Genomic DNA, 23,358 nt, shown 5'->3' on the forward strand with positions numbered 1-23,358 from the left:
ACGACTCGACCTCCGTCAGGAGGTCGGGCCGCCGAAGATGTCGATACGGTCGCCCTCGGCGAGGGTCACGATGGCGCGCTTCGTGTCGGCGCGCTTGCCGAAACCGGTCTTGGTGCGCTTGCGCTTACCCTGCCGGTTGATCGTGTTGACCCCGGTGACCTTGACCGAGAAGACCGCTTCCACGGCCTGCTTGATCTGGGTCTTGTTGGAGCCGGGCGCGACGATGAACGTGTACTTGTTCTCGTCGAGCAGCGCGTAGCTCTTCTCGGAAACAACCGGCTTGACGAGAACGTCGCGCGGGTCCGAGTAGGTCTTGCTGGTAACGGTCGCCTCACTCATCAGGCGGCGCTCCCTTCGGTCTCAGCGGTCTGGGGGCCAGACACGAAGGACTCGAAAGCGGCCTGGGTGAAGACCACGTCGTCAGAGACGATCACGTCGTACGTGTTCAGCTGGCCCGGCTCCAGGATGTGCACCTGGGGCAGGTTGCGCGCGGACAGCCACGCGGCCTCGTCGGCGCGGTCGACGACCAGGAGCAGGTTGCTGCGCTCCGAGATCTTGCCGAGCAGCGTCTTGGCGGCCTTGGTGGAGATCCCACCCTCGACCACGCCGGTGACGACGTGGATGCGGGAGTGACGCGCCCGGTCCGAGAGGGCACCGCGCAGGGCGGCGGCCTTCATCTTCTTCGGGGTGCGCTGCGAGTAGTCACGCGGCTGCGGGCCGTGGACGACGCCACCACCGGCGAACTGCGGCGCACGGGTCGAACCCTGGCGCGCGCGGCCGGTGCCCTTCTGGCGGTACGGCTTGCGCCCACCACCACGGACTTCGCCGCGGGTCTTGGTCTTGTGCGTGCCCTGACGGGCAGCTGCCAGCTGTGCGACGACGACCTGGTGGATCAGCGGAACGCTGGTCTTCGCGTCGAAGATCTCCGCGGGGAGCTCGACGGTACCGGCCTTGTCGCCTGCCGGCGAAAGGATGTCAATGGTGCTCATTACCTCAAGCCCCCTTGGCCGCGGTACGGACCAGGACGAGGCCGCCGTTCGGACCGGGGACCGCGCCCTTGATGAGGAGCAGACCCTTCTCCGCGTCAACCGCGTGGATGGTCAGGTTCTGGGTGGTGACGCGCTCGTTACCCATCCGACCGGCCATGCGCATGCCCTTGAAGACACGCCCAGGGGTGGCACAGCCACCGATCGAACCGGGGGAACGGTGCTTGCGCTGGACGCCGTGGCCGGCGCCGAGGCCCTTGAAGTTGTGACGCTTCATGACACCGGCGAAGCCCTTGCCCTTGCTCTTGCCCGTGACGTCGACCTTGACGCCGGACTCGAACACCTCGGCAGTGACCTCCTGGCCCAGCGTGTACTCGCTGGCGTCAGGGGTGCGGAGCTCCACCAGGTGGCGGCGCGGGGTCACGTCGGCCTTGGCGAAGTGGCCCTTGAGGGGCTTGTTCACCTTGCGCGGGTCGATCTCGCCGAAGGCGATCTGGACCGACTCGTAGCCGTCGCTGTCATTCGTGCGAACCTGCGTCACGACGCACGGACCGGCCTTGACGACGGTCACCGGGACAACCCGGTTGTTCTCGTCCCAGACCTGGGTCATGCCGAGCTTCTCGCCCAGGACGCCCTTGATGTTCTTGCTCATCTCGGCCCGTCCCCTCAGAGCTTGATCTCGATGTCGACGCCTGCCGGCAGGTCGAGGCGCATCAGCGAGTCAACCGTCTTCGGCGTGGGGTCGAGAATGTCGATGAGGCGCTTGTGCGTGCGCATCTCGAAGTGCTCGCGAGAGTCCTTGTACTTGTGCGGCGACTTGATGACGCAGTACACGTTCTTCTCAGTGGGCAGCGGCACCGGGCCCGCGACCGACGCACCAGTGCGCGTCACCGTCTCGACGATCTTCTTCGCCGAGGAGTCGATGACCTCGTGGTCGTAGGCCTTGAGCCGGATGCGGATCTTCTGTCCCGCCATGGCTACTAGTAGTCCTGTCTCTCAATAACGCTCTGGAACCCGTGGTTCTCGTAACTCCGCCTCCGACCCACGCGGTCGGGCGTGTCGCATCCCCTCTACGTAGAACTCCCGAAGGATTTCCCAACCAAGGGGGTGCGGGCCGAAACCGCGCTGCCGGGGGCGAAACCCCACCGGGTGCCTGGTCAGCGCCCCACTGACGCTTCCCGAAAGATTCCCGTACGTCCGACCCAGGGGTCGACGAGTACTGTGGGACTCGCTTCCGGTCCTCCCGGCGGGAGGCGCGCAGCATTGACACTCAACCGAGCAACCTGGCTAGTGTGCCACACGGCTCAGCGCCCTGGCCAATCGGGCCGGGGATCTTACCCCCTGCGGGGGACCGGTCAAACGCGGGCACGACGCGTGACGGCCGGTTCGTGCGCCGCTGCCGCGATATTCGGTCGAGGGCCGCACGCCGCCTCCCCTAGTGTGACCGGCCGGGACGGCGACTCACCGGGGGCACGGAACATGCGTACGCACTATCCGCGGACCCCGCATCTCCCCTGGTCGCCCGGGGCCACCTCGGACGACGTGCGCCTCGCCGACCTCGCCGGGCTGACCGGCTCCCAGGTCGTGGTCACCGAGAAGCTGGACGGCGAGAACACCACGCTGTACGCCGACGGGCTGCACGCCCGCTCCCTCGACTCGGCGCACCACCCCTCCCGCGGCTGGGTCAAGGCGCTCCAGGGCCGCGTCGGCCCGCGCATCCCGGCGGGGTGGCGGATCTGCGGCGAGAACATGTTCGCCCGCCACTCGATCCCGTACGAGGACCTCGCGAGTCACTTCTACGGCTTCTCCGTCTGGGACGGCGGGGTCTGCCTGGACTGGGACCGGACCGTGGACTTCCTGCGGGACCTCGGGATCCCGACGCCGACGGTGCTGTGGCGCGGCGTGTTCGACGCCCGGGCCGAGAGGGCGCTGCGCGCGCTGAGGCCGGACACGGGACGCCAGGAGGGGTACGTCGTCCGGCCCGCCGAGAGCTTTCCCGCTTCGGCGTTCGCGCGGCGGGTGGCGAAGTGGGTACGGCCCGGCCACGTGACGACGGACACGCACTGGATGCACGCGGTGGTGGTGGAGAACGGGCTGGGCCCGGCCGCCGCCCTGTGGGCCGTGCGTTCGGGCGCCCCCGTGGACCCGGCGGCACTCGCCGTCGCCGCGGGCGCCGGCCCCGGCGACGCACCGGCCGCCCTCGCGACGGCCGACGCCCTGGACGCGCGGGAGCGCACCGGCGACGACCGGCTGGCCGGGGTCCTCGCCGCCCTGCTGCACCGCACCCACCGGGCCGCGCTCGCACCCGCGCTCGCCGGACCGCTCGGGATGCGGCTGGCCCGGCGGACCGCGGACCTGGTCGGCCTCTATCCCTCGCTGCACCGCCCCTACCCGGACGACGACCGCCACACCGGCCTGGCACGGATGGCGCTCGCCGCCGACCTGACCGTGCTGCACGCGCTGGCCGGAGTGCTGGCCGACGGGCCCGGGGCCCGCGAACAGGTGGAGTGGTCGGCCCTGCACGCCCAGGACGTGGCCGAGCCGGACGGACTTCCCGCCGCCTTCGCCGGCCTGGAGCCGGACGCCGCCGCCCGCTGTCTGGCGCAGGCCCGCGAGGCGTACGCGCTGGGCCGCGTCACCACCGCAGAGGAGGCGGTCGCCGCGACCTGGCGGTGGCGCTCCGGGGACTTCCCGCGCCTGGTCCACCTGGTCGGGCCCTCGGGCAGCGGGAAGAGCACCTTCGGCCGCGGGCTCCCGGGCACCGCCACGTACATCTCGCTCGACGACCTGCGCGAGTCGCGCGGTTCGCGCGCCGACCAGAGCGCCAACGCGGACGTCCTGCGCGAGGGGCTGCGCCGCCTGGACGCCGCGCTCGTCCCGGGCGCCACCGTGGTCTGGGACGCCACCTCGCTCAACCCGCGCCAGCGCTCCCTCGTGCACGCGGTCGCCCACCGCAGGGACGCCCTGCTCACCCACGCGGTGGCCTGGGTCGACGCGGACGAGCTCACCGCGCGCAACGGCCGCCGCGCCCATCCGGTGCCCCCGGACGTGCTGGCCTCCCAGGTGCGCCGCTTCGTACCCCCTTACCCCGGCCAGGCCCACCGCACCTGGTACATCGGGACGAGCGGAACCGTGGAGGACCGGACCTGATGCGTACGAGCGAGGAGATCTACCACCGGGTCCGCTGGGACGCCCGGTTCGACATGGCGCGCTTCTTCCTGGGCGTCGCCCAGCGCGGCCGTGACCCGAAGCGGGTGCCGCTGGAGCGGTTCACGCCCGGCGGTGACATCCCCTGGCACCGGGTGCTGTTCTTCGAGGCGGACGGCGAGGTGGTGTGGGACCGATCCACGGGCCTCGACCGGATCGACGCGTCGGAGGCGGGCCGCGTCCGGATCCCGCGCCGCCTGCCGTCCCCGTACTTCACCTCACGCGTCCCGCACGCGTTCTCCCCGGCGACGGGCACCTGGGAGCCGGCCTCCCCCGGAGCGCCGGGCCCGTCCGCCTCACTGACCGTGCTCACCTGGAACACGCTCTGGGACCGGTACGACAGCGACCGCATCGACACGGCCCGGCGCCGTCCCCTCCTGCTCGACGCCCTGCGCGCGGCGGACGCGGACGTCATCGCGCTCCAGGAGGTGGAGCCCGCGCTGCTGGGCCTGCTGCTGGACTGCGCGTGGGTGCGGGACGGATACGTCATCGCCACCGCACCGGCCCACCGCGACGTCGCGGACAACGGTCTGCTGCTGCTCAGCCGGCTGCCCGTGAGCGAGGCGGGGCTGCACGCACTCGGCCGGCACAAGGCGGTGACCGCGGCCGTCGTCGAGACGGCCGACGGCCCCGTCACGGTGGCGGTGACCCACCTCAGCAGCGACCACTCCCCCGAGGGCGCCGGCCGCCGCGATGCCGAACTGGCGGACCTGGGGGCGAGGTTGGCGAACGTCGAGGGCGAACTGCTGCTCGTCGGAGACTTCAACGACGGCGGCGACCACCCACAGACCCGCCTGGCGATGACGGACGCCTGGAGCCAGGTGCACGGCCCCGCCGACCTGACCCCGACCTTCGACCCGTCCGTGAACCCCCTCGCCGCGGTCTCCTCCCTGTCCGGCCGCGTCTCCCGGCTGGACAGGGTGTTGCTGCGCACGGAACGGCTGCGCGCCAGGTCGGCGGCCCTGACCGGCGAGACACCCGGCCCGGAGGGGCTGTTCATCTCCGACCACTACGGAGTACGGGTGGAGCTGGGCCCGCCCCTGCCGGTGGCCGAGGGGAGTGAAGGGGTCACGGAGCGGGTCGCCGCCGCCCTCCCCGGCGCCCGGGTCCACGTCGTCGGCTCGCGGCGTATGGGCTGCGCGCTGCCCGGCGCGGACCTGGACCTGGTGGCGGCGCTGCCCGGCGCCCCCGATCCGGCAGGGGTGCGGCAGCGGCTGGCCGCGGCGTTCCCGGAGGCCCGCGACCTGCGCGAGGTGTCCGGCGCCCGGGTGCCCGGCCTGCGCTGGCACCTGGACGGCCTCCGGGTCGACCTGGTCACCGTGGCGACCCGCCACCTCTCCCCCGCCGAAGCGGTCGCCCGCCGCACGGAGCTGGGCGAGGCGGCGGCGATCGCGCTCAGCGCGGTGAGCGACGCCGACGCGGTGCTCGGGGCGGCCGAACCGCACCGGGACGCCTTCGCCGGCCTCGCCCGGGACGTCAAGGCGTGGGCAGGGGCGAGGGGCCTGGACTCCGCGCCCTGTGGCGGACTGCCGGGCCTCGCCTGGGCCGTACTCGCGGCCCGTACCGCACACGAGGCGGGCGACCTGCCCCCGCTCGATCTGCTCCGGCACTTCTTCGGGACCTGGGCGGCGTGGGACTGGGACGAGACGGTGGGCGGGGTGGCGGCAACCACGTCCCCGGTCACCGTGCTGACCCCGACCGTCCCCGTACGTTCCTGCACCACGCAGGTCTCCGCCGCAGGCCGCGATCTCCTCTCCGCCGAGCTGTATCGCGCCTGGGAGATCCTGGAGTCGGCCGGGGACGGCGAAGACCCGCGTCCCCTTCTCTGCACGCCTCCACGCCTCCCCGAACTGCACCCGTCCTGGGCCCTCGCCTCTGCGGGCGACCCGGACGAGGGGAGGTTGCGCGGGCGCCTCCTGGCCCTGGCCGCCGCCCTCACCGACGCGGGCGCCGCCGACTGCCGCGTCTGGCCACGTCCTCTCACGGCCGGAGGCCGCACGGGGTACGCGATCGGGCTCGGCGCGACCCCGCCACCGGCGCACCGGCTGGCGGAGATCGGGGCGGAGGTGCTGCGGGGGATCCGGGGGGCGTCGTTGGCGCCGGTACGTATATAGGGGTCAGCGGCCGGCGGCGTACGGGACGAAGCCCGCCCACGCGTCGTCACCGAAGGTGAGCTGCGGGCCGGGGATGTTCTTGGAGTCGCGGACGTGCGTAGCGCCGGGGGCGTTCGCGACCTCGACGCAAGAGTCCCCTTCGCTGCTGCTGCTGTAACTGCTCTTGGACCACTCCAGCCCGGAAGCGTCCCCGGCAGAGGTCTCGCGAATCATGTCTCTCCCAGCAGTTGCTCGATGAAGGCCAGGGACTCCCGTGGCGCGAGAGCCTGGGCCCGGATCATCCCATAGCGCAGTTCAAGGATCCTGAGCTGTTTCAGATCGGACACCGGCCTGCCTGCGAACGCTCCGTCGGATCGCCCCACCGCAGTACCGTCCTCGAACTTCAAGACTTCGACACCCCCGTCCATTCCTGCGTGGTCCTCACGGCTGGTCGGCATCACCTGAATCTCTACGTTCCGCAACTGCCCCACCTCCAGCAGGTGTTCGAGCTGCCGCCGCAATACCGACGCACCCCCGATGGGGCGACGGAGGGTAACTTCCTCCTGCACGAAGCCGAGCGCGGGTGCAGGTGACCTCTCAAAGACGCACCGCCTGGCCATGCGCGCGGCCAGCACTCTCTCCACCTCGTCCTCCGAGTACGCGGGCCTCCGCATCTCAAACAGGGACCGCGCGTACTCCGGCGTCTGGAGCAGGCCGTGGATGTTGTGATTGCTGTACAACCCCATCTCGACCGCGCGCTCTTCCATCTTGGCCAGCTCCCGGATCTTCTTCGGATACCGGACCTGGGCCACATCCCGCTTCATCGCAGCGATCTTGCCGCCCGCGCCGCACACCTCGTCCACCCTGTCCAGGAACTCCGGCCGGGGGATCCTCCGCCCGCCCTCCACCTTGCGGACCAGGTCCTCCCCATACCCGATCGCTGCCCCGAACTCGCAAGCCCGCATACCGGCGGCCTCCCGCCACGCCCTGATCTGGCGCCCCACGGCGGCGACCACCGCAACGCCCGACTCGTCATCCGGATCGACGTCCCAGCCGGGCTCGTCCGCCCCGCCGTCGCTATTCCGCTCCGTACCGACCCCGTCCACACTCATCCGTGCCCCACTTCCGACGTGCGTGCCGTTCTTCCTCAACCGCCTCTGTTCCCCGCACGTCACTCCGGACAGCCGGGACAGCACTGGACAAGCCCGGGACAATCACCGTACGCAAGGGCTCAGTCACTGGGCACGGTACGCAGACCCGGCCACGCTGAGTGACGTGAACCAACAAACCGTCACCCCCCAACTCCGAGCCGCCGAACGCACGTTCACCGTGCTGCTCTCCCCCACCCGCCGGGGCGCCCGGCTGGCCCGCCTCCTCGCCGTGGCCCATCTCGACCTCTGGGGGCTTCCCTCCGACTCGGCCGCGCACATCGTCGCGGAGCTCTCTGCGAACGCCACGGTCCACGGGCGGGTGACGGGCCGGGACTTCCAACTGCGCCTCGCCGTGCACGCGGACAGCCGACTGCGGATCGAGGTCGTCGACACCCGGGGTGACCGCCTGCCCGTCGCGACGGCGCCCGACCACCACACGGAGGGCGGGCGCGGCCTGCTCATCGTCGAGGCCCTCGCCGACCGTTGGGGTGTCATTCCGGGCCCGGCCCCGCGCAAAACGGTCTGGGCGGAGCTCGACCTCGCACCGTGACCGACTCCACCGGGTCGCGGGCACCCGCGACCCGGTCGGCCACGCCTCGGTGTCCCGCGACGCGGCCACCCACGACGTCTCAAGGCTTTTAAAGAAACTCGGGAAAGAAACCCGACCAAACCCCACCCGACCCCCGTCCTGACCTGCATCACTCACACGGGTGACATATCGCAACAGGGCTGGATTTGGGGCGGGTTGGCTGGCATATGCTCGCCGCGACAACCACAGACACGAGACGGCCCCAACCGGGACTGCGAATCCCGGCCGGGGCCTGACCACGAGGAAGAAGACGCTTCCCGATGGCTTCCCCGCAGGTTATCGCGCCCCCGTGCGCCCAGCCCGGCACCCGGCCCGACGTCACGCCGACATCCGGCGTCATCCACGTCACCGTCCGCCACATCTCCGGCTTCACGGTCATCGGCAACCACCTCGCCCAGCACCGTGGCCTCTCCCTCACCGCGATCGGGCTCGCCGCCCACATCCAGTCGCTGCCTGCCGGGGCCAAGGTCAGTATCAAGGCCCTCACCGCCCGCTTCCCGGAGAGCGAAGCCCGCATCGCCGCCGCCCTCCGCGAGCTGGAAGCCACCGGCTACCTCCACCGCAGCCGCGTACGCCTCCCCGACGGCCGGATGGTCACGCGCACGGTCTCGTACAACCGTCCCGGCGTCACGGCTCCCGCGCCACGCCGCAGCAAGCCATCAGCCACCGCCCTCGCCGTCCCACCACCGCCCGCACCACCCAGCGAGGCAGCGGCACCGAACCCGGCTCCCGCCGAGCCGCCACCTCCGCCGCCTGCCGCCCCCGCCTACGTACCGGCTCCCACGGCCCCGAGAAAACAGCTGCCGCCGCTCCCCCACCCCCACGCACCCACCGAGGAACTTCACCGAGCCGCCACAGCACTCCTAGCAGACCTCCGGCGCCTCGCGCCTCAACTCACGCTCTCCGAGGCGGACATCGTGGCGCTCGTCCCCGGTGTCGCTACCTGGCTCGAACGCGACGCCCACCCCGACACCATCCGCCAAGCCCTCACCAGCGACCTCCCGACGCCCGTGAAACACCCGGCGAAGTTCGTGCGCAGCCGCATCACCACGCTCCTGCCGCCCCCGCTCCCCGGCACCGCAGATCTCACCCCGCCCCGCCGCAAGGTCGTCGTCATCCCGCTCCAGAACTGCGACACCTGCGACCGCGCCTTCCGCGCCACCGAACCAGGACTCTGCCGCGACTGCCGAACCGAACGGACAGACGTCATGCACAGAGCCGCATGACACACACTCGCCCTCAACCCGAACGGACCCGCATGGTCAGCTCACCCCACGAGGCGATGCACCGCATCTTCCAGGAGTACCCCGGCCTCTTCTCGCGCGTATCCGAAGTCCTCGGCGTCAACATCCCGACGCCCACCTCAGCCACCGTCCTTGCCACCGACCTCACCGAGAACAGCCCCGTCGAACGCCGTGTCGACACCCTCCTGCGTATCGAAACGCAGGACGACGGCCCCTTCCTCCTCGCCATCGAGGCCCAGGGCAAGAAGGACCCACGCAAGACCGCAAGCTGGCCTTACTACGTCAGCTATCTCCACAACAGATACGGCGCCCTGCCCGTCCTGCTCCTGGTCGTCTGCCAGGACCACGCCACCGCCCGATGGGCCGCCCGCCCCATCACCATCGGCCTCCGCCAATGGCAGACACTCACCCTCAACCCACTCGTCGCCGGCCCGCACAACATGCCCGTCATCAAGAACGTCGCCGAGGCCCGCAAGGACCTCGCACTCGCCACTCTCGCGGCCATCACACACGCCGACGATCCGGACGTCGGTGCCATACTGAAAACACTCTCCGCAGCACTGCGCGAGGCACCGGAGGACATCGCCGACCCCATCGTCGAGCTCACCGCACAGGGCCTGGGCAACCGCCCGGCCGCACAACAGTGGAGGAACCTGGTGGCCGTGGACACGTCTTTCTACAAGTCCTTCATGTCCGAAGAAATCCGAGACGAAGGCCGAGCCGAAGGCCGAGCCGAAGGTCTCCTGCTGCTCCTCGAAGCACGCGGCATCGCCCTCACCGACGAGCTCCGCCAGAAGATCACCACCTGCGCCGACCCCCAGCTCCTTCACCGATGGCTCCACCGCGCCGCCACGGCCACCACAGCCGAAGAGGTCTTCGCCGAGGGCCACTGACCGCCCAGGGCCGGGCGGTGGGAGACTCCCGCCATGTCTGTACGTACCACTCAGGCGTGGTCCCTGCGCCCAGCCACACCCGACGACGTCGAGGCCATAGCCGACATCCGGGCCGTGGTGATGCGCCCCGACCTGGTGCGCCTCGGCCGGTACGACGCGCACCGGGTCCGGCAGCGGCTGCGTGACGCGTACACCCCCGGGCACACCTCCGTGGTCGAGGTGGACGGGGTCGTCGCGGGGTGTGTCGCCCTGCGGCCCTCCGAGGACGGCTGGTGCCTGGAGCACTTCTACCTCGCCCCGGAGCTCCAGGGCAGGGGCATCGGCACCGCTGTCCTGACCGGCGTCCTGGCCCGTACGGACGCCGAGGGCGCCCCGGTCCGCCTGAACGTCCTCCGGGGCAGCGCGGCCCGCAGGCTCTACGAACGCCACGGATTCGTCCTGGAGCACGAGGACGCGGTGGACTTGTTCATGGTGCGGACCCCGTAGATCCCTGCGGAGCTACGTACGCGTGACCGTCCCGCAGGACCCGTCGGGCTGCCACTCGCTGCGGTCGTACGGGTCAATGGCGGCCCCGCGCGGAGGGTTCGCGCTGTCGCTCGGGAAAGACGGGTGCAGGAAGCCGTCGTTCACCTCGCAGGAGGTGTTGCCGAAGTTCTGCTCGGAACTGACGACGGAGAGCTTGCCGCGCGTCGCCACGAACCGCTCCGGATCGTGCAGCGCCGTCGTCAGCTTCCGCCGCACGATCGTGCGCGCCACCTCCTCGCCGCCCGGCTTCACCAGCGGATAGACGAACGTGTAGTCGGCATGCACCTCGACGGAGCCGGCGGGGCCCGCCTCGAAGGTCATCCGCCCACGGGTCTTCACCACGTCACCCACGAGACGTGCCTCGGCCGGGTCGAACCGGCTGAACAGCATCAGCGGGTCCTGTTCCTCGCCGGGCTCCGCCAGCGACCGCTCCAGGCGTTCCCGTTCGCCCTTCTGCAGCGGGTCGAGCAGGTTCAGTGCCTCGTCGGGCTTCTCCCCCCGCAGGGTGGCGGGATCGAGGTTGGCGTCGACGAGCAACTGCCGGGTCGCGCGCAGGGCTTGCTCGACCTCGCTCCGGCTCATCCCGCCGGCCGCCTTCGCCTCCGGGGTCTCGATGCCATTCGCCCCGTCCGCCCAACGGACGGCGGGCGAGCCCCGGAACGGCTGTGCCCGGGTCGGCCGGTCACCCTCGGGCCCGTCGGCGGGCGCGGCGGTCGGCGGCGCCGTCTCGGCGGGCAGCGGGCCGGCGCTCGCAGGGTCGTCCCCGCCGGGCAGGTGGTCGGTCAGCAGGCTCGGCCGCATCGCGACCACGAGGGCCGCCACGACCACGGCCATGCCCAGGATCCCGAGGAGGCGGCGCCGCTTCCGCGCGCGCCCGTCGCGCTCCCGCCAGGCAGGCCCCGTACGCCAGCCCTCCGGCTGCCACGGCTCGGCCGGCTTGCTCTTCCGGCCCCAGGGCCGTCCGCCGCCCCGCGCACGGGCGGTGTCCTCGTCCAGTGCGCGCAGACGGTCGGTGACCATACGCGCACGGGCCGAGGGCTCCTTCGGAGCTCCGGGGGCCCCGGTCTCCGACTGCCGGACGAATTCGGCCCACTGCTCGTCGGTGGGGGAATCCGTCTCCCCGGCCCGGTCCGGACGGTCTTCCGACGGCTTGCCGTTCCCGCTCACTGCGCTGCTCACTCCCCCGCGATGCTGTTCCTCGCCAGTTCATTACCTGACGCTCCGGCAGGCAAGGGTGTGGGGCGTTCTGTGACGCTCATGTGATCGTCATGCGACGGCATCCCCCGGACCACCGTCCTGGTTGACAGACGATCGACGGATACATGTAATGAGCGCGGTGTCGCGTGGCGCCGGCCAAAGAGCAGTGGGCCGGCCGGCGATCGGGCGAACACCCTTCTGTCAGGGGATCCGCCATGAGTTCGTACTCCGCGCCCCGTACCTGACGTAGCGCCGCCGCACGTCGTCTCCCTCTCACGCTTCCGGTATCGCACCGCGACGCCCCCGGAGACCGTGCCGCCCTCCGTCCCGCGCACGTCATCCCCGGCCCGTACCCGCGGTCACCGCGGTGCGCGCCCGTACACACCGGAGACACACAGCCGTATGCCCACATCATTCAATGAATCGGTCATCGAGGAGTTCCGCGCCAACGGGGGGAAGGTGGGCGGCCCGTTCGAAGGCGGGAACCTGCTCCTGCTGACGACCACCGGCGCCAGGTCCGGGGCCGAGCGGACCACCCCCCTCGGTTACGTCCGCCATGGCGAGACCCTTCTCGTCGTCGGCTCCGATCTCGGCGGCCCGCGCCACCCCGCCTGGTACCACAACCTGTTGGCCCACCCCGTGGTGCGCGTGGAGGTCGGCACGCGCACCTTCGAGGCCCTGGCGGTCCCCGCCGAGGGGCTCAGGCGTGAGCAGCTGTTCGCGCACGCCGTGCGGGAGGTCCCCGGGTACGGCGACTACCAGGCCCGGACCACCCGCACCCTGCCGGTCGTGGTGCTGGAGCGGGCCGAGCCCGACGGGTGGGACGCTCCCCGTGACGTCGTCACGCTCGCCGACAAGCTGATGGAGGTCCACACCTGGCTGCGCGGCCAACTGCGTCAGGTGAGGGCGGAGGCCGACGCCCACTTCGTCGCACGCGCGGCGCACCAGGGGCCCGGTGATCCGCCCGCGCCCGGTCTCGGGCTGCAGATCCGGCAGCGCTGCCTGGCGTTCTGCCAGGCCCTGGAGTTCCACCACACCAGCGAGGACGACCACTTGTTCCCGGGGATCGCCCGCCACCACCCCCATCTGACGGGCACCTTCGACCGGCTGCGCGACGAACACCGCACCGTCGCGCGCATCCAGGGCGAGCTGGTGGCCCTGCTGGCCGGTATCACCATCGCCGATCCGCAGCGCTTCCGCATCGAACTGGAGGCGATGTCCACGGAGCTGAACGCGCACCTCGACCACGAGGAGGAGTCGATCCTGCCCCTGCTGGCCGAGGTCCCGTGGCCGCCGGCGCCTCCCACGCGCCAGGCGGAGGACGGCGGGAGGACCACCGGCTGACACGTCCACGGGGCCGGTCGCCCGTTCCGTACGCCGACACGGCACACGGTCCAGGCAACCGGCCCGCCCCCTTCTCCGTCTGTCCGTGCGGGACGGCCCGACCCGTCGTCCCCCGTCGGACGACGGGTACGCAGCACGAGGCAGTCGGCCACCCGCTGCGGGGGAAGCGGATGGAGCACACGGCATGACGGATCGATCCCACGCGCGCCCGCACGCCCCGGGCCCGGCGGCCACCGGCGTGCCCGGACCGGACTACGCACCGGCTGGTCCGCGGCGCCGCGCGGTCGTCGCCGCCCTCGCCGCCGGCACCGGGGCCGCGGTCCTCGGCGCCTGCTCCGTCCCGGCGCCCCGGCGCACGGATCCCGCGCCCGATCCGGCGCCCGGCCGGCCCATCAGCACCGCGCGGCGTTCCCTGCTCATGCAGATACTCGCCCACCCGGACGACGACCTGTACTTCATGAACCCGGACACCCGGCTCGCCCTCGACGCCGGGACGCCCCTGGTCTGCGTGTACCTCACGGCGGGCGAGGCCGACGGTGTCAACAAGATCCCCGGCCGGGCCCGCCCTGCGCCGGACAAGGCCGCGTACTCCTCGGCGCGCCACCAGGGCCTGCGGCAGGCGTACGCGACGCTGCTCGGGCTGGACGCGTTCGCGCCCTGGGAGATCTCGGTCGCCGAGCTCGACGGCGGCCACAGGGCCGAGGTGAACGTGCTGGCCGCCGACGGCCGCCGGGTGGAGCTGATCTTCCTCAACACGGCCATGCACACCGGCCGGCACCGGCTCGGGCTGCCCAGTCTCTGGGAGGACCGCCGGCTGGTGCTGCGCACGGTCGTCGCCGAGGGTTCACCGCTGCGGCGCGCCGGCTCGTACACGTACGACGGGCTGGTCGACGTCCTCACCGGGCTGCTGGAGCGCTACGAGCCCACCGTCGTCCACACCCTGGACCCGGATCCCGACATCCAGCACAGCACCGAGGCGGTGCGACGGGCGGACAGCGAGCAGCACGGGTACTCCGACCACGCCGACCACACCGCGGCGGCCTGCTTCGCCTGGGCGGCGATGATCCGCCGGGTGGCGCGGGCCACCGCGGACGGCGGCCGGATACCGGGATTCGTGACGGCCGCCTACCGCGGTTACTACAACCGGCACTGGCCGAAGAACCTGCCGCCGGGGGTGCTGGCGGCGAAGGCCGCCCACCTCGTCCCGTACGGGGGGTCACCCGAATGGGACTGCGGCAATCCGTCCGGCTGCGGTGACTACAACGTCGGCGGCGACCGACCGCTCACCAACCGCAAGGGCTGGGTCCGCTCCACCCACCACCGCTACCCGGGTACACGCACGGCCCTCGCCGCCGAGCCGGACGGCCGGCTCGCGGCCTACGCCGTGCTGGGGCTGCGAGTGGTGCGGTGGCAGGAGACAGGTCCCGGCAGCGGTGTCTGGGGGCTCCCCCATGACCTCGGCGGCGGGCCGCTCGCCCCCGCGCTGGGATCGGTCACCACGCGGGACGGGCGCCTGCTGCTGTTCGGGCTCCGCTTCGCCGCACTCGCCGGGCACGGCGCCGACAACGAGCGCGAGATCGTGGTGCTGGAGCAGAGCGCCCCGGGCGGGGGTTTCCGCCCCTGGCGCGGCCTCGGCACTCCTTCTCCCGGGCGTGACGAGGGGCGTCGCATCGGCGGACCGGTGGCCGTCGCCGCCCCGGACGGGCGGGTCCACCTCTTCGTACGCAACGCGGAGAAGGGCCTCAGTACCCGGGTGCGGGACGGGTCGGGCCGCTGGAGCGCGTGGCGGGACATGGGTGGCGGAGAGGTGCAGGACGGCCTGAGCACAGCCGTGGACGGGGGCGGGCGGGTCCACGTCTTCGGCGCCGGCCACCACGCGGTGCACCACTGGACCCAGGACGCACCGGGCGCCGGGCTCTCCGCCCGCACGCAGCTCACGGCGGCGCCCGTCCCGGCGCACGCGCCCGCCGCTCTGCCGGCGTCCGACGGGTCGGTCACGCTCCACTACCGGGCGGCGGCCGCGGGCGGGGTGACGTCTGTCCAGGCCGGGACGGCCTTGCGTGTGGAAGCCGGGGCGGCCGTGCCCGCAGCACGGTTCGTCGGGTACGGGCCGGTGCGCGCCTCCCCGTCGCCGCGGGGGCCCGTGCTGCTCGGCCGCACCGCCGAGGGCCTCGTCCAACTGCTCACGGGCGACGGCCTCTTCGTACGGAGCGGCGGTCCGGTCGCCCTGGACGGGACGGCGCTCCTCGTGGGCCCGGACGGCCGGCCCTCGGTCGTCGGTCTGGGTCCGGATGCGGCGCCCTGGATATGGCGGCCCCGGTAGAGGGGCGGCCCGTGCCCCGGCGCCGCGGCGCACGTCAAGGGCCCCGGTCCCCCTCGTCGGAAGGGGCCGGGGCCCTTGACGCTCTTCCTACGGCCGGGACTACCGGGCGAGGTTGCGGCGGGCTCGCGCGTGCAGGGCGATTCCCGCCGAGACGGAGACGTTGAGCGACTCCGCCGCGGGGTTCATGGGAATGGAGACCGATGTGGCGGCCACGGTCGAGAACTCGCCCGACGGGCCGGTCCTCTCACTGCCGAACATGAGGACGAGGCGCTCGTCCATGCCGTCCAGATCACCGACCGCGAGCTTTCCGTCGGCCTCGAAGACCACGGGGCGCACGCCGTTGTCCTGGAGGTACTGGAGCGTCTCGTCCCGGGACGCGAGGACGATGGGCAGGGAGAACACATAGCCCCGGCTCGCCCTGATCAGACGGCGGTCCGCGATGGTACCGAGATCGCTGTCCACGAGAACGATGCCCGCAGCGCCGAGGGCGAACGAGGTCCGCACGATGGCGCCGATATTTCCGACGATCTTCACTCCGTCGAGGAGGATCAGGTCACCGGTCGTGTTGGAGAGGTCCGCGAGGCGGGACGGCTTCGGGACCCGGGCCAGGCCGAAGACCTTCGGCTTCTTCTCCGTCTTGAAGACCTGGTTGGCGACGGGGGCCGCGAGCAGCCGGACCGGGATCTCGCGCTGTGCGCACAGGTCGAGCAGCTCGTCCGGCAGGGTCACGGTGTCGAGGCCGTAGACCTCGATGAACCCGACTCCGGCCCGGATGCTCTGCAGCAGGGGCTCGATGTCCTCGATCAGCACCGTCTTGACGACGGCCCGCGAGTGCTTGGTGACATCGATGATGCGCTGCACAGCGGGATCGGAGCGTTCCGTGATGAGGTCAGGACTGGGCATCAAGCGAACTTAGCACGCACGACGGCACCCCCTCCCCGGTGCGGACGGGCCGTCCGCACCGGTCTCGACGTCAGAACAGCAGCGGCAGTTCCTTGGGGCCGGTCATGCTGAGGCTCGGCAGGAACCGGGGCGGCCGGTCGGGATCGCTGCGCAGGTTCGGGAAGCGGTCCAGCAGGATGTTCAGCGCCACCCTGCCCTCCAGCCGTGCGAGCGGCGCGCCGATGCAGAAGTGCGCCCCCCGGCCGAATGCCATGTGCGGGTTCGGGTCGCGCAGCGGGTCGAAGGTGTCGGGGTCGGTGAACACCTTCGGATCGCGGTTCGCCACGCCGAGGAAGGTCACCACCAGGGAGTCGGCCGGAATGCGCTCGCCGCCGATTTCCACTTCGGCCGTCGTGGCACGCGCCGTCCCCGCGAAGGGGCTGTAGTACCGCAGCGACTCCTCGATCGCGGCGGGCACCAGGCCGCGGTCCGCGCGCACCCTGGCGAGCCACTCCGGGTGGCTGTCCAGGCACAGGACGGAGTTGCCCAGCAGCATCGTGGTGGTGATGTGCCCGGCGATCAGCAGCACGTTAGAGAAGTTGACGACCTCGTTGTCGCTGAGGCGTTCACCGTCCACTTCGGCCTGGACCAGCTTGGTGATGAGGTCGTCGCGGGGGTTCTTCCTGCGGTCGACGACGTGTTCGCGCAGATAGGCGGAGAGCTTCCCGACCTGCTGCATGGCCTCCTGGAGCCGCCGGCTCTGTGCTTCGGTCCGTTCGACGAAGGAGAACTCCTGGGTGCTCTCCATCAGCGCGGTCCCCCAGTCCCGGAACTTGTCCCGGTCGGAGGCCGGCACTCCGAGCAGTTCGGCGATGACGATGACCGGAAGCGGATACGCCAGGTCGTTGACCAATTCCATGCCGTCGCCGTCGGCCACGGCGTCGAGGAGTTCGTGGGTCAGGGCGGCGATACGCGGTTCCATGTCGGCCACCACCTTCGGGGTGAAGGCGTGGCTGATCAGCCCACGGAGTTTCTTGTGTCCCATCGCGTCCATCTGGATGAGGTTGCCCTCACTGAACTCGTCAGCGCCCTCCCGCATTTCCGGGGGCACGAGGCGCTGGGTGTTCGAGGAGAACGTCACGGGGTCGGCCAGGACGTGCTGCACTTCCCGATAACCGAAAATGCACCAGAGTCCGGCCTGCGGGTCAAAGCGCACCGGTGCTTCCGGCGCCTGGCCGCGCAGCCAGAACTGTGCTTCGTGAATGCCCCAGGTGTCTGCCACGGATGTCATGTCCGGTCATCCTTCGCTAGAACGTAAGTACGGACCCGCATGCGAAAAAGCGGACACGCGCAAAGTCGGTCTTCCCGCCCGGTCCGAGCCATGCGTTATCGGCGCACGTCACGTCGCATTCGGTGCGCGGCACGGCATTGCGTTTCATTGCCCGAAAAGCGGGCACTGCCCGTCGGACGGAAGCAGTGCCGCGGGCGTTATGCCAGGGGCTTGCGCGCGGCGACCCGCTCGACGACGCCCAGCTTGCGCCGGTCCCGGTGCTCGATGAGGAATCCGGCCTGCTTGACCAGGGGGAACGGCCTGCGGGTCTGGTGGTCCCCGCACTGGCGCAGCATGGCCTTCTCCAGCGTGCGCTGCCACCAGCGGACCAGCCGGATGTGGCTGCCCACATGGTCGAGCAGCACCAGCCGCCCGCCGGGGCGCAGCACGCGGTACATCTCGCCGATCACCACCCGGTAGTCGGGCACGCTGCACAGCCCGAGCGTGCAGACGACCGTGTCGAACGTGTCGTCCTCGAAGGGCATCGCGTGGGCGTCGCCCTCCCGCAGCGTGACCTCACGGCCCAGCTCAGCGGCCCGGCTCCGGGCCAGATCCAGCATCTCCGGGCTCAGATCGATGCCGGTCACCGAGATCCCGTCCGGGTAGAACTCCATGTTCCGGCCACTGCCGATGGCGACTTCGAGGACGTCCCCCTTGGCCTGGCCGCACGCCCAGGCCCGCCCGTCGTCCAGCAGCATGCGTTCCAGACGGACCATGTCACTGTCGTAGCGGGGCGCGTACTCCTTCCACAGGTGGCGAAGCCGCTCGTTCTCCCTGGCCACGTCGATCACGTCGTACTCCCCCTGCCAATTCACCCCACGCCCGAGCTGGCCGAAAATTTTCCATCACGGCCAGTTCCCATGCATCGACATGCGGCGTGAAGTGCACGCGGATCAGTCGGATTCACTTCGTGCCAAGGGACTCTGCCAGAAAGAACCGTGATCGGCCAGACTCCGTCTTGTCCCCTCCGAGACGTCCGTGCGACGGCCTCGCGGAAGTGCCGCGGCATGCGCGGTCGTTGCGGCAGATCCCTGACAACAGATCAAACCCGTGGTCACAGCGTCTTTCCCCAGCCAGCCACACATCAATCCCCCCTATCGAGTGCACCTGCCCTGAGCTGCGCCAATCACCCCGAGTCACCGAATTACCCGGTGACGAACCACCCTTGACAGGCAAGATTCCTTCGGTGACGCTTTACGACGGCGGCCGACGACGGGCCCGGGGATTCCCACCACTTGGGGAGAAACTGTGGATACCGAGAAGACTGAATTACAACGGATAGCGTCTCTGGTATCCCCGTACGGCCTGGTATCCCGCACCACGGCTTTGCCCGTGGCCGACGGCGATCCCGACTTCGCCGTCCGTGTTTCCCGCATCGGCGACCTGTCGAAAGTTCTGCACGGAATGCGGAGCTGGAGCGGCAGCGGAGACACGGGGAACCTCGACGGCGCCGGCAGCGCGCTGACCGGCGAGCGGGCCCGGCTCATCTCGATCGCCGAGGCCCTGGAGCGGTACTCGATCTGCTCCTGGCACGACGGCGACCTGCTCACCGCCGCCGAGGACGAACTCGACGAGGACTTCGTGTCGCCGACGCGGTGGCCCGTGTGCTCCGCGCACGAGTTCGCCCAGGACGACTGCGGCCTTATCCCGTACGACCCGGCCGTCCCGATCAGATGGGTACGGGCCTGGTCGCTCACCCGGCGCCGCCCCACCCTCGTACCGGCCATCGCGGTGTACCTGCACATGACACCGCAGTCGCCCTCGGAACGCTTCACCCGCGGCATCACCACGGGAGCGGCCGTCCACTCCGACATCCGCAGCGCGGTGCTCGGCGGGCTGCTGGAGGTGGTGGAGCGGGACGCGCTGACCCTCGCGTGGCTCCAGCGCCTGCGACTGCCGCAGATCGCGGTCGACCCTGAGCTGCTGGAGCCGTCCGCACGCGCCTGCCACACGGCCGGGACCCGGCGTCACCTCGACGTCCGGCTCTTCGACGCGACGACGGACTTCGGCATCCCCGTGGTGTACGCCGTACAGCTGTCGCCTCACGAGGACCAGCTCGCACAGATCGTCGGCGCGACGTGCGACATCGATCCGCAGCGCGCCGTGGGCAAGCTCTACCGCGAGCTGGCCTCGGTACGGGTGGCGCTGCGCGCCGGCCTGGCCACCGGTCCGGCGCGGCGGCCCGAGGACGGGACCGTCAGCGTCGTCGGCTCGGCGGCGTACAACGCGTCGGCGGAGCGACGGCACGTCTTCCGGCACCTGCTGGAGGGCGAGCGCGACCTGCGACGGCTCGACGAACTCCCCGATCTGTCCGCCGGGACCGACCCGCTGGCGACCGCCGTGTCCCAGCTGGCCGCGCGCGGCGCCGAGACGCTCGTCGTCGACATCACCACGGACGAGGCACGGCAAGTGGGGATGCACGCCGTCAAGGTGCTCGTGCCCGAAGCCATGCCGCTGTCGTTCATCCACAGCGAGCGCTACCTCGGCACACCCCGGCTCTACACCGCGCCGACGGCGATGGGACACGAGAGCCGCGCCGAGCAGTCACTGAATCCGGAACCGCAGCCGGCCGCGTAGCCGGCGTACAGGAGGAGCAGGTGTCCCAACCGTTCGTGGATTGTCTGTACCTGGTACGGGACACCTTCGGCGAGCAGTACGCGCAGGCATACCGGCCCCCGTCCTGGATCCGGGTGAGCGGCAGTGAACTCCCGGACGAAGACCGGCTGTCGGGCGCCGCGATGATCGTGGCCGTGCACTCCGGGAAGGACGAGGAACTGCGTGACGACCTCGACCGGTTCGGGTTCGAGCGGGGCATCCCGACCGTGGGCATCGAACTGCTCCCGACCAGGATCGTGTGCGGCCCTGCCGTCATCCCCGGCGCCACGGCCTGCTACTCCTGCCATCTGCGCCGCGCCGAACAGCACCAGGACACCGCGCGGAGCGGTGACCTCGGCGCGGCGACCCGGGGCCTGCCCGAGGGTTTCGGCCGGATGCATCTCGCCGTCGCCCACGGTCTGCTGAACCTCGCCACGGCCGAACTGCGCACGGGGCCGGCCGGACTCGGCGCGACGGTCAGGACGTTCGACCTGGTCGGGGGAACGGTCTCGACCGCGGCGACGGTGGCCGTGGACCGCTGTCCGAGGTGCGGCGCCAGATGGGGCAGCCGGCGGGAGGGCGCCGACGCACTGGCACGCCTCGTCTGAGCCGTACGTCACGTCATCGCCATGGGGGAAGGAACTTTTCGATGGGTGTGGAGCTGAAGGCGGAGGCCCTGGGGCGGGCCGCCGGCCGGGACAAGCAGATCGCGGTCCCGCGACTGCCCGTACTGCGTAAGGGCGTCCGGCTGCGCCGGGCAGGAGAGTCCTTGATGCTCGACGGGGCCGACAAGCGGCAGGCCTTCACCGGCAGGTTCGCGCGCGAGGATCTCGGCCGGCTGGTCGCCGCCTGCGACGGGGCCACGACACTGCCCGGCATCGCCACCTCGGTGGATCTGCCCGAGGGAATCGTCCTCAAGTCCCTCGCCCTGCTCTGGGCGTCCGGCGCCCTGGAGGAGGGCACCGGCACATACCCGGCCTCGGCGATCACTCCCGAGCTGGCCTGCCTCCTGTCGCGGCTCGGCAACTCCACCGGGGTGAACCCGTCCTGGACCGACGCCGCGGCACGACTGGGCCGTACCACCGTGCACCTGGCGGGCGACGGCGTCCTGGCGAAGACCACGGCGGACTGTCTGGACGGCGTGTGCGAGGTGGTGGGCGACCTCGACGAACTGCCGGCCGGCGACAGCTCCCTCGTCGTCTTCTTCGAGACCAGCGACTCCCACCCCGGTCTCGCCGCACTACGGCACCGATGTTGGGTGGAGCGACGGCCCCTGCTGCGCGTACGCGCCGACAGCACATCGATGACACTGGGCCCGTACGTGGACCCCGCGTTCACCCCGTGCCTGGAGTGCGGCGCCGCGGACGAAGGGGACGCGCCGCCGGACGGGCCCCCCGACCAGGCGCACGACCTCGTCGCGGGCATGGTCGCCCACCACGTGCTCGCCCTTTCCTCCCGCTCGGTCCGGACCTACCTGCCGCTCGACGCCGGCATCGTCGATCTGACCACCCTGGCGACCCGCTACCGCCCCAGCACCACCCGCCCCGGGTGTCCCACCTGCTCGTTCAGCGAGGGTCCCACGGCGGCCACGCCGCCCGCCGCCGCGGTGTACGAGGCGTCGATCGCCCTCCCGGTGCGCGAGTTCCTCGACACCAACGGGCACCTGGCCCACTTCCATTCGAAGAACATGAACCTCCAGTGGCAGTTCCGCGACTGGCCCAGCTGCCCGCGGGTGCCGCTGCCCGCGGCGGACGTGTCGCGGCTGGCGGGAACGCCGGCGCACACGGCCGACCCGGCGGAGTGCGGGCCGGCCGACCTCGCCCTGATGCTCGCGGTCGCCTTCGGAATCCGCCGGCGGTCCGACGGCTGGGTGCAGCGGTGGACGGCGGCGGGCGGCAACATCGGTTCGGCCACGGCCTATGTGGTGAGCCGCGACGAGTCCGTACTGCCGGTGGGCGGGTACGCGTACCGCGAGGGGGACCACGACCTCGCCCGGCTGACCGGCGAGGCGCTGCCGGGCGAGAAGCCGCTCCTGCTGGTCGTCACCGCCAACCTGCCGAAGATGGGCTCCAAGTACGGCACGTTCGGGCTCCGTATCTCCTTCTGCGACGGCGGCGTCGCCCTGTCCGCAGCCCGGAAGGTCGCCGACCGGCTGAATCTGCCCCGTTCGCTCGTCACGGACTGGGACGACCGCGCCCTGAGCGAATACCTGGGCCTCTCCCCCACCGAGGAACCGATCACGGCCGTCATGGAGGTGGGCTGAACCGTGCGTACCGACCCCTCCATGATGGAGCCCCTGCTGGAGACCTTCGCCGACCGGACCCGGTCCGGCGACGGCCTGGCGGCGGACCGCTCGCTGCTGCCGTTCGCGGACGCCGTACCCGTCGATCTCGATGCCGAGGCACAGGCGACGGGCTCCGGCCAGGCCCTGGACCTGCACGAAACCCTCCAGGCGCGCCGGTCGACCCTTCAGTACGGCGAGGCACCCGTACGCACGGACCTGATCCTGCGGTGGGTGCGCGAGGCACTGGTGCGCGACGCCGACGACTGGGGGCTCGACGAGGCCTGCGGCCCTCTCGAGGCGTTCGTCTTCGCGCTGCGCAGCGAGGGCCGCCCGGCCGGGGTCTACCGCGTCACCGCGCGGGAGGCCTCGTTCATCGCCCCGGCCTCGGCCGTCGGCGACCCGCAGCGCCTCGGCATCCAGCGGGAGTTCGCCGACGGGGCCGGGATCGTCACCGTCTGCGCCAATCTCGACGCCGCGGACTCCTGGACGGGATCGCACGGCTTCCGCCTGTGCGCGGTGCGCGCCTCGATGGCCCTCTACGACTTCCACCTGCGCTGCCAGTCCGACAGGATCGCCGGCACCGTCTTCGGCGGCTTCATCGGCGCGGCCGTCCGGAACCTGATCCAGAGCGACGGTGTGACGAGACACCCGCTGCTGTCCGCGACCTACGCCCACCCCGCGTCCTGACCGCCGGCTCCCGAAAGTGAGTGAATCG

Annotated in this window: 22 protein-coding genes; 12 read left to right on the forward strand and 10 right to left on the reverse strand. The window is 71.3% G+C overall.

What is annotated here, in order from left to right; all coding sequences use genetic code 11:
- Window positions 1-15 precede the first annotated feature (15 nt).
- The 4 genes from rplW to rpsJ are packed head-to-tail and all read right to left on the reverse strand — an operon-like array spanning window position 16 to window position 1,961.
- Window positions 16-339, reverse strand: a complete 324-nt coding sequence (gene rplW / locus ACZ32T_RS08310) for a 50S ribosomal protein L23 (protein WP_014154589.1) — start codon at window positions 337-339, stop codon at window positions 16-18.
- Window positions 339-989: a 50S ribosomal protein L4 gene (gene rplD / locus ACZ32T_RS08315; RefSeq protein WP_033297600.1), complete on the reverse strand. Its 651-nt coding sequence runs from the start codon at window positions 987-989 to the stop codon at window positions 339-341. Before rplD ends, rplW begins: the two co-directional genes overlap by 1 nt.
- 4 nt (window positions 990-993) lie before the next feature.
- Window positions 994-1,638 carry a 50S ribosomal protein L3 gene (gene rplC / locus ACZ32T_RS08320; RefSeq protein ID WP_014154591.1) on the reverse strand — a complete coding sequence of 215 codons (645 nt, stop codon included), beginning with the start codon at window positions 1,636-1,638 and terminating at the stop codon, window positions 994-996.
- 14 nt (window positions 1,639-1,652) lie between these two features.
- Entirely contained in the window at window positions 1,653-1,961 is a 309-nt protein-coding gene (gene rpsJ / locus ACZ32T_RS08325; RefSeq protein WP_003948644.1) for a 30S ribosomal protein S10, read from the reverse strand.
- A gap of 504 nt (window positions 1,962-2,465) precedes the next feature.
- On the opposite strand from rpsJ, the gene ACZ32T_RS08330 reads away from it, so the two are divergent.
- Window positions 2,466-4,136 carry an RNA ligase family protein gene (locus tag ACZ32T_RS08330; RefSeq protein WP_467365939.1) on the forward strand — a complete coding sequence of 557 codons (1,671 nt, stop codon included), beginning with the start codon at window positions 2,466-2,468 and terminating at the stop codon, window positions 4,134-4,136.
- On the forward strand, window positions 4,136-6,307 hold the full coding sequence (locus tag ACZ32T_RS08335) for an RNA repair domain-containing protein (RefSeq protein WP_467365942.1): 2,172 nt from the start codon (window positions 4,136-4,138) through the stop codon (window positions 6,305-6,307). The genes ACZ32T_RS08330 and ACZ32T_RS08335 overlap by 1 nt, the downstream gene beginning before the upstream one ends.
- 3 nt (window positions 6,308-6,310) lie before the next feature.
- On the opposite strand, the gene ACZ32T_RS08340 is transcribed toward ACZ32T_RS08335, so the two are convergent.
- Complete coding sequence (locus ACZ32T_RS08340) at window positions 6,311-6,520, reverse strand: DUF397 domain-containing protein (RefSeq protein WP_467266692.1); 210 nt, start codon at window positions 6,518-6,520, stop codon at window positions 6,311-6,313.
- Complete coding sequence (locus ACZ32T_RS08345) at window positions 6,517-7,398, reverse strand: helix-turn-helix domain-containing protein (RefSeq protein ID WP_467266694.1); 882 nt, start codon at window positions 7,396-7,398, stop codon at window positions 6,517-6,519. The genes ACZ32T_RS08340 and ACZ32T_RS08345 overlap by 4 nt, the downstream gene beginning before the upstream one ends.
- A 163-nt stretch (window positions 7,399-7,561) precedes the next feature.
- Between ACZ32T_RS08345 and ACZ32T_RS08350 the strand changes: the two genes are divergently transcribed.
- The 4 genes from ACZ32T_RS08350 (at window position 7,562) to ACZ32T_RS08365 (ending at window position 10,649) form a co-directional block, all read left to right on the forward strand.
- Entirely contained in the window at window positions 7,562-7,987 is a 426-nt protein-coding gene (locus ACZ32T_RS08350) for an ATP-binding protein (RefSeq protein WP_467266696.1), read from the forward strand.
- Between the two features lie 299 nt (window positions 7,988-8,286).
- Window positions 8,287-9,252: a helix-turn-helix domain-containing protein gene (locus ACZ32T_RS08355; protein ID WP_467365944.1), complete on the forward strand. Its 966-nt coding sequence runs from the start codon at window positions 8,287-8,289 to the stop codon at window positions 9,250-9,252.
- 32 nt (window positions 9,253-9,284) lie between these two features.
- Entirely contained in the window at window positions 9,285-10,163 is an 879-nt protein-coding gene (locus ACZ32T_RS08360; protein WP_467266702.1) for a hypothetical protein, read from the forward strand.
- Between the two features lie 33 nt (window positions 10,164-10,196).
- Window positions 10,197-10,649: a GNAT family N-acetyltransferase gene (locus tag ACZ32T_RS08365; RefSeq protein ID WP_467365946.1), complete on the forward strand. Its 453-nt coding sequence runs from the start codon at window positions 10,197-10,199 to the stop codon at window positions 10,647-10,649.
- A 12-nt stretch (window positions 10,650-10,661) separates the two neighbouring features.
- Here ACZ32T_RS08365 and ACZ32T_RS08370 read toward each other — a convergent pair whose 3' ends face one another.
- A complete protein-coding gene (locus ACZ32T_RS08370) occupies window positions 10,662-11,867 on the reverse strand; it encodes a serine/threonine-protein kinase (RefSeq protein ID WP_467266706.1) in 1,206 nt (401 codons plus the stop codon).
- 420 nt (window positions 11,868-12,287) lie between these two features.
- Here ACZ32T_RS08370 and ACZ32T_RS08375 point away from each other — a divergent pair, with 420 nt between their 5' ends.
- Together ACZ32T_RS08375 and ACZ32T_RS08380 are read left to right on the forward strand one after the other, a co-directional pair.
- Complete coding sequence (locus ACZ32T_RS08375) at window positions 12,288-13,229, forward strand: nitroreductase/quinone reductase family protein (RefSeq protein WP_467365948.1); 942 nt, start codon at window positions 12,288-12,290, stop codon at window positions 13,227-13,229.
- Between the two features lie 184 nt (window positions 13,230-13,413).
- On the forward strand, window positions 13,414-15,552 hold the full coding sequence (locus tag ACZ32T_RS08380; protein WP_467365950.1) for a PIG-L family deacetylase: 2,139 nt from the start codon (window positions 13,414-13,416) through the stop codon (window positions 15,550-15,552).
- Window positions 15,553-15,651: 99 nt separating this feature from the next.
- Here ACZ32T_RS08380 and nshR read toward each other — a convergent pair whose 3' ends face one another.
- From nshR to ACZ32T_RS08395, 3 genes are all read right to left on the reverse strand, one after another.
- The gene (gene nshR / locus ACZ32T_RS08385) at window positions 15,652-16,455 is read right to left on the reverse strand and encodes an NshR/TsnR family 23S rRNA methyltransferase (protein WP_467266713.1); all 804 of its coding nucleotides are present in this window, start codon (window positions 16,453-16,455) and stop codon (window positions 15,652-15,654) included.
- 70 nt (window positions 16,456-16,525) lie between these two features.
- Window positions 16,526-17,725 (reverse strand): cytochrome P450, encoded by a 1,200-nt coding sequence (locus ACZ32T_RS08390; protein WP_467365952.1) that lies wholly within the window; start codon window positions 17,723-17,725, stop codon window positions 16,526-16,528.
- A gap of 197 nt (window positions 17,726-17,922) precedes the next feature.
- Window positions 17,923-18,555, reverse strand: a complete 633-nt coding sequence (locus ACZ32T_RS08395; protein ID WP_467266716.1) for a class I SAM-dependent methyltransferase — start codon at window positions 18,553-18,555, stop codon at window positions 17,923-17,925.
- A 541-nt stretch (window positions 18,556-19,096) separates the two neighbouring features.
- Between ACZ32T_RS08395 and ACZ32T_RS08400 the strand changes: the two genes are divergently transcribed.
- From ACZ32T_RS08400 to ACZ32T_RS08415, 4 genes are read left to right on the forward strand one after another with little or no spacing between them, the layout of a single operon-like run.
- Window positions 19,097-20,341 carry a YcaO-like family protein gene (locus ACZ32T_RS08400; protein WP_467266718.1) on the forward strand — a complete coding sequence of 415 codons (1,245 nt, stop codon included), beginning with the start codon at window positions 19,097-19,099 and terminating at the stop codon, window positions 20,339-20,341.
- A gap of 35 nt (window positions 20,342-20,376) precedes the next feature.
- On the forward strand, window positions 20,377-20,967 hold the full coding sequence (locus ACZ32T_RS08405; protein WP_467365954.1) for a cyclodehydratase: 591 nt from the start codon (window positions 20,377-20,379) through the stop codon (window positions 20,965-20,967).
- A gap of 41 nt (window positions 20,968-21,008) precedes the next feature.
- Window positions 21,009-22,622, forward strand: a complete 1,614-nt coding sequence (locus tag ACZ32T_RS08410; protein ID WP_467266722.1) for a tpaE — start codon at window positions 21,009-21,011, stop codon at window positions 22,620-22,622.
- Window positions 22,623-22,625: 3 nt separating this feature from the next.
- Window positions 22,626-23,330: a tpaF gene (locus tag ACZ32T_RS08415; protein WP_467266724.1), complete on the forward strand. Its 705-nt coding sequence runs from the start codon at window positions 22,626-22,628 to the stop codon at window positions 23,328-23,330.
- Window positions 23,331-23,358: the final 28 nt, after the last annotated feature.

The sequence above is a fragment of the Streptomyces sp. NPDC023573 genome, from assembly GCF_055559735.1.

Bases quoted from the DNA above. Each gene is read 5' to 3' on its own strand.
- rplW (WP_014154589.1), bottom strand. From the start codon at position 339: ATGAGTGAGGCGACCGTTACCAGCAAGACCTACTCGGACCCGCGCGAC.
- rplD (WP_033297600.1), bottom strand. From the start codon at position 989: ATGAGCACCATTGACATCCTTTCGCCGGCAGGCGACAAGGCCGGTACC.
- rplC (WP_014154591.1), bottom strand. From the start codon at position 1,638: ATGAGCAAGAACATCAAGGGCGTCCTGGGCGAGAAGCTCGGCATGACC.
- rpsJ (WP_003948644.1), bottom strand. From the start codon at position 1,961: ATGGCGGGACAGAAGATCCGCATCCGGCTCAAGGCCTACGACCACGAG.
- ACZ32T_RS08330 (WP_467365939.1), top strand. From the start codon at position 2,466: ATGCGTACGCACTATCCGCGGACCCCGCATCTCCCCTGGTCGCCCGGG.
- ACZ32T_RS08335 (WP_467365942.1), top strand. From the start codon at position 4,136: ATGCGTACGAGCGAGGAGATCTACCACCGGGTCCGCTGGGACGCCCGG.
- ACZ32T_RS08340 (WP_467266692.1), bottom strand. From the start codon at position 6,520: ATGATTCGCGAGACCTCTGCCGGGGACGCTTCCGGGCTGGAGTGGTCC.
- ACZ32T_RS08345 (WP_467266694.1), bottom strand. From the start codon at position 7,398: ATGAGTGTGGACGGGGTCGGTACGGAGCGGAATAGCGACGGCGGGGCG.
- ACZ32T_RS08355 (WP_467365944.1), top strand. From the start codon at position 8,287: ATGGCTTCCCCGCAGGTTATCGCGCCCCCGTGCGCCCAGCCCGGCACC.
- ACZ32T_RS08360 (WP_467266702.1), top strand. From the start codon at position 9,285: ATGGTCAGCTCACCCCACGAGGCGATGCACCGCATCTTCCAGGAGTAC.
- ACZ32T_RS08365 (WP_467365946.1), top strand. From the start codon at position 10,197: ATGTCTGTACGTACCACTCAGGCGTGGTCCCTGCGCCCAGCCACACCC.
- ACZ32T_RS08375 (WP_467365948.1), top strand. From the start codon at position 12,288: ATGCCCACATCATTCAATGAATCGGTCATCGAGGAGTTCCGCGCCAAC.
- ACZ32T_RS08380 (WP_467365950.1), top strand. From the start codon at position 13,414: ATGACGGATCGATCCCACGCGCGCCCGCACGCCCCGGGCCCGGCGGCC.
- nshR (WP_467266713.1), bottom strand. From the start codon at position 16,455: ATGCCCAGTCCTGACCTCATCACGGAACGCTCCGATCCCGCTGTGCAG.
- ACZ32T_RS08390 (WP_467365952.1), bottom strand. From the start codon at position 17,725: ATGACATCCGTGGCAGACACCTGGGGCATTCACGAAGCACAGTTCTGG.
- ACZ32T_RS08410 (WP_467266722.1), top strand. From the start codon at position 21,009: ATGGGTGTGGAGCTGAAGGCGGAGGCCCTGGGGCGGGCCGCCGGCCGG.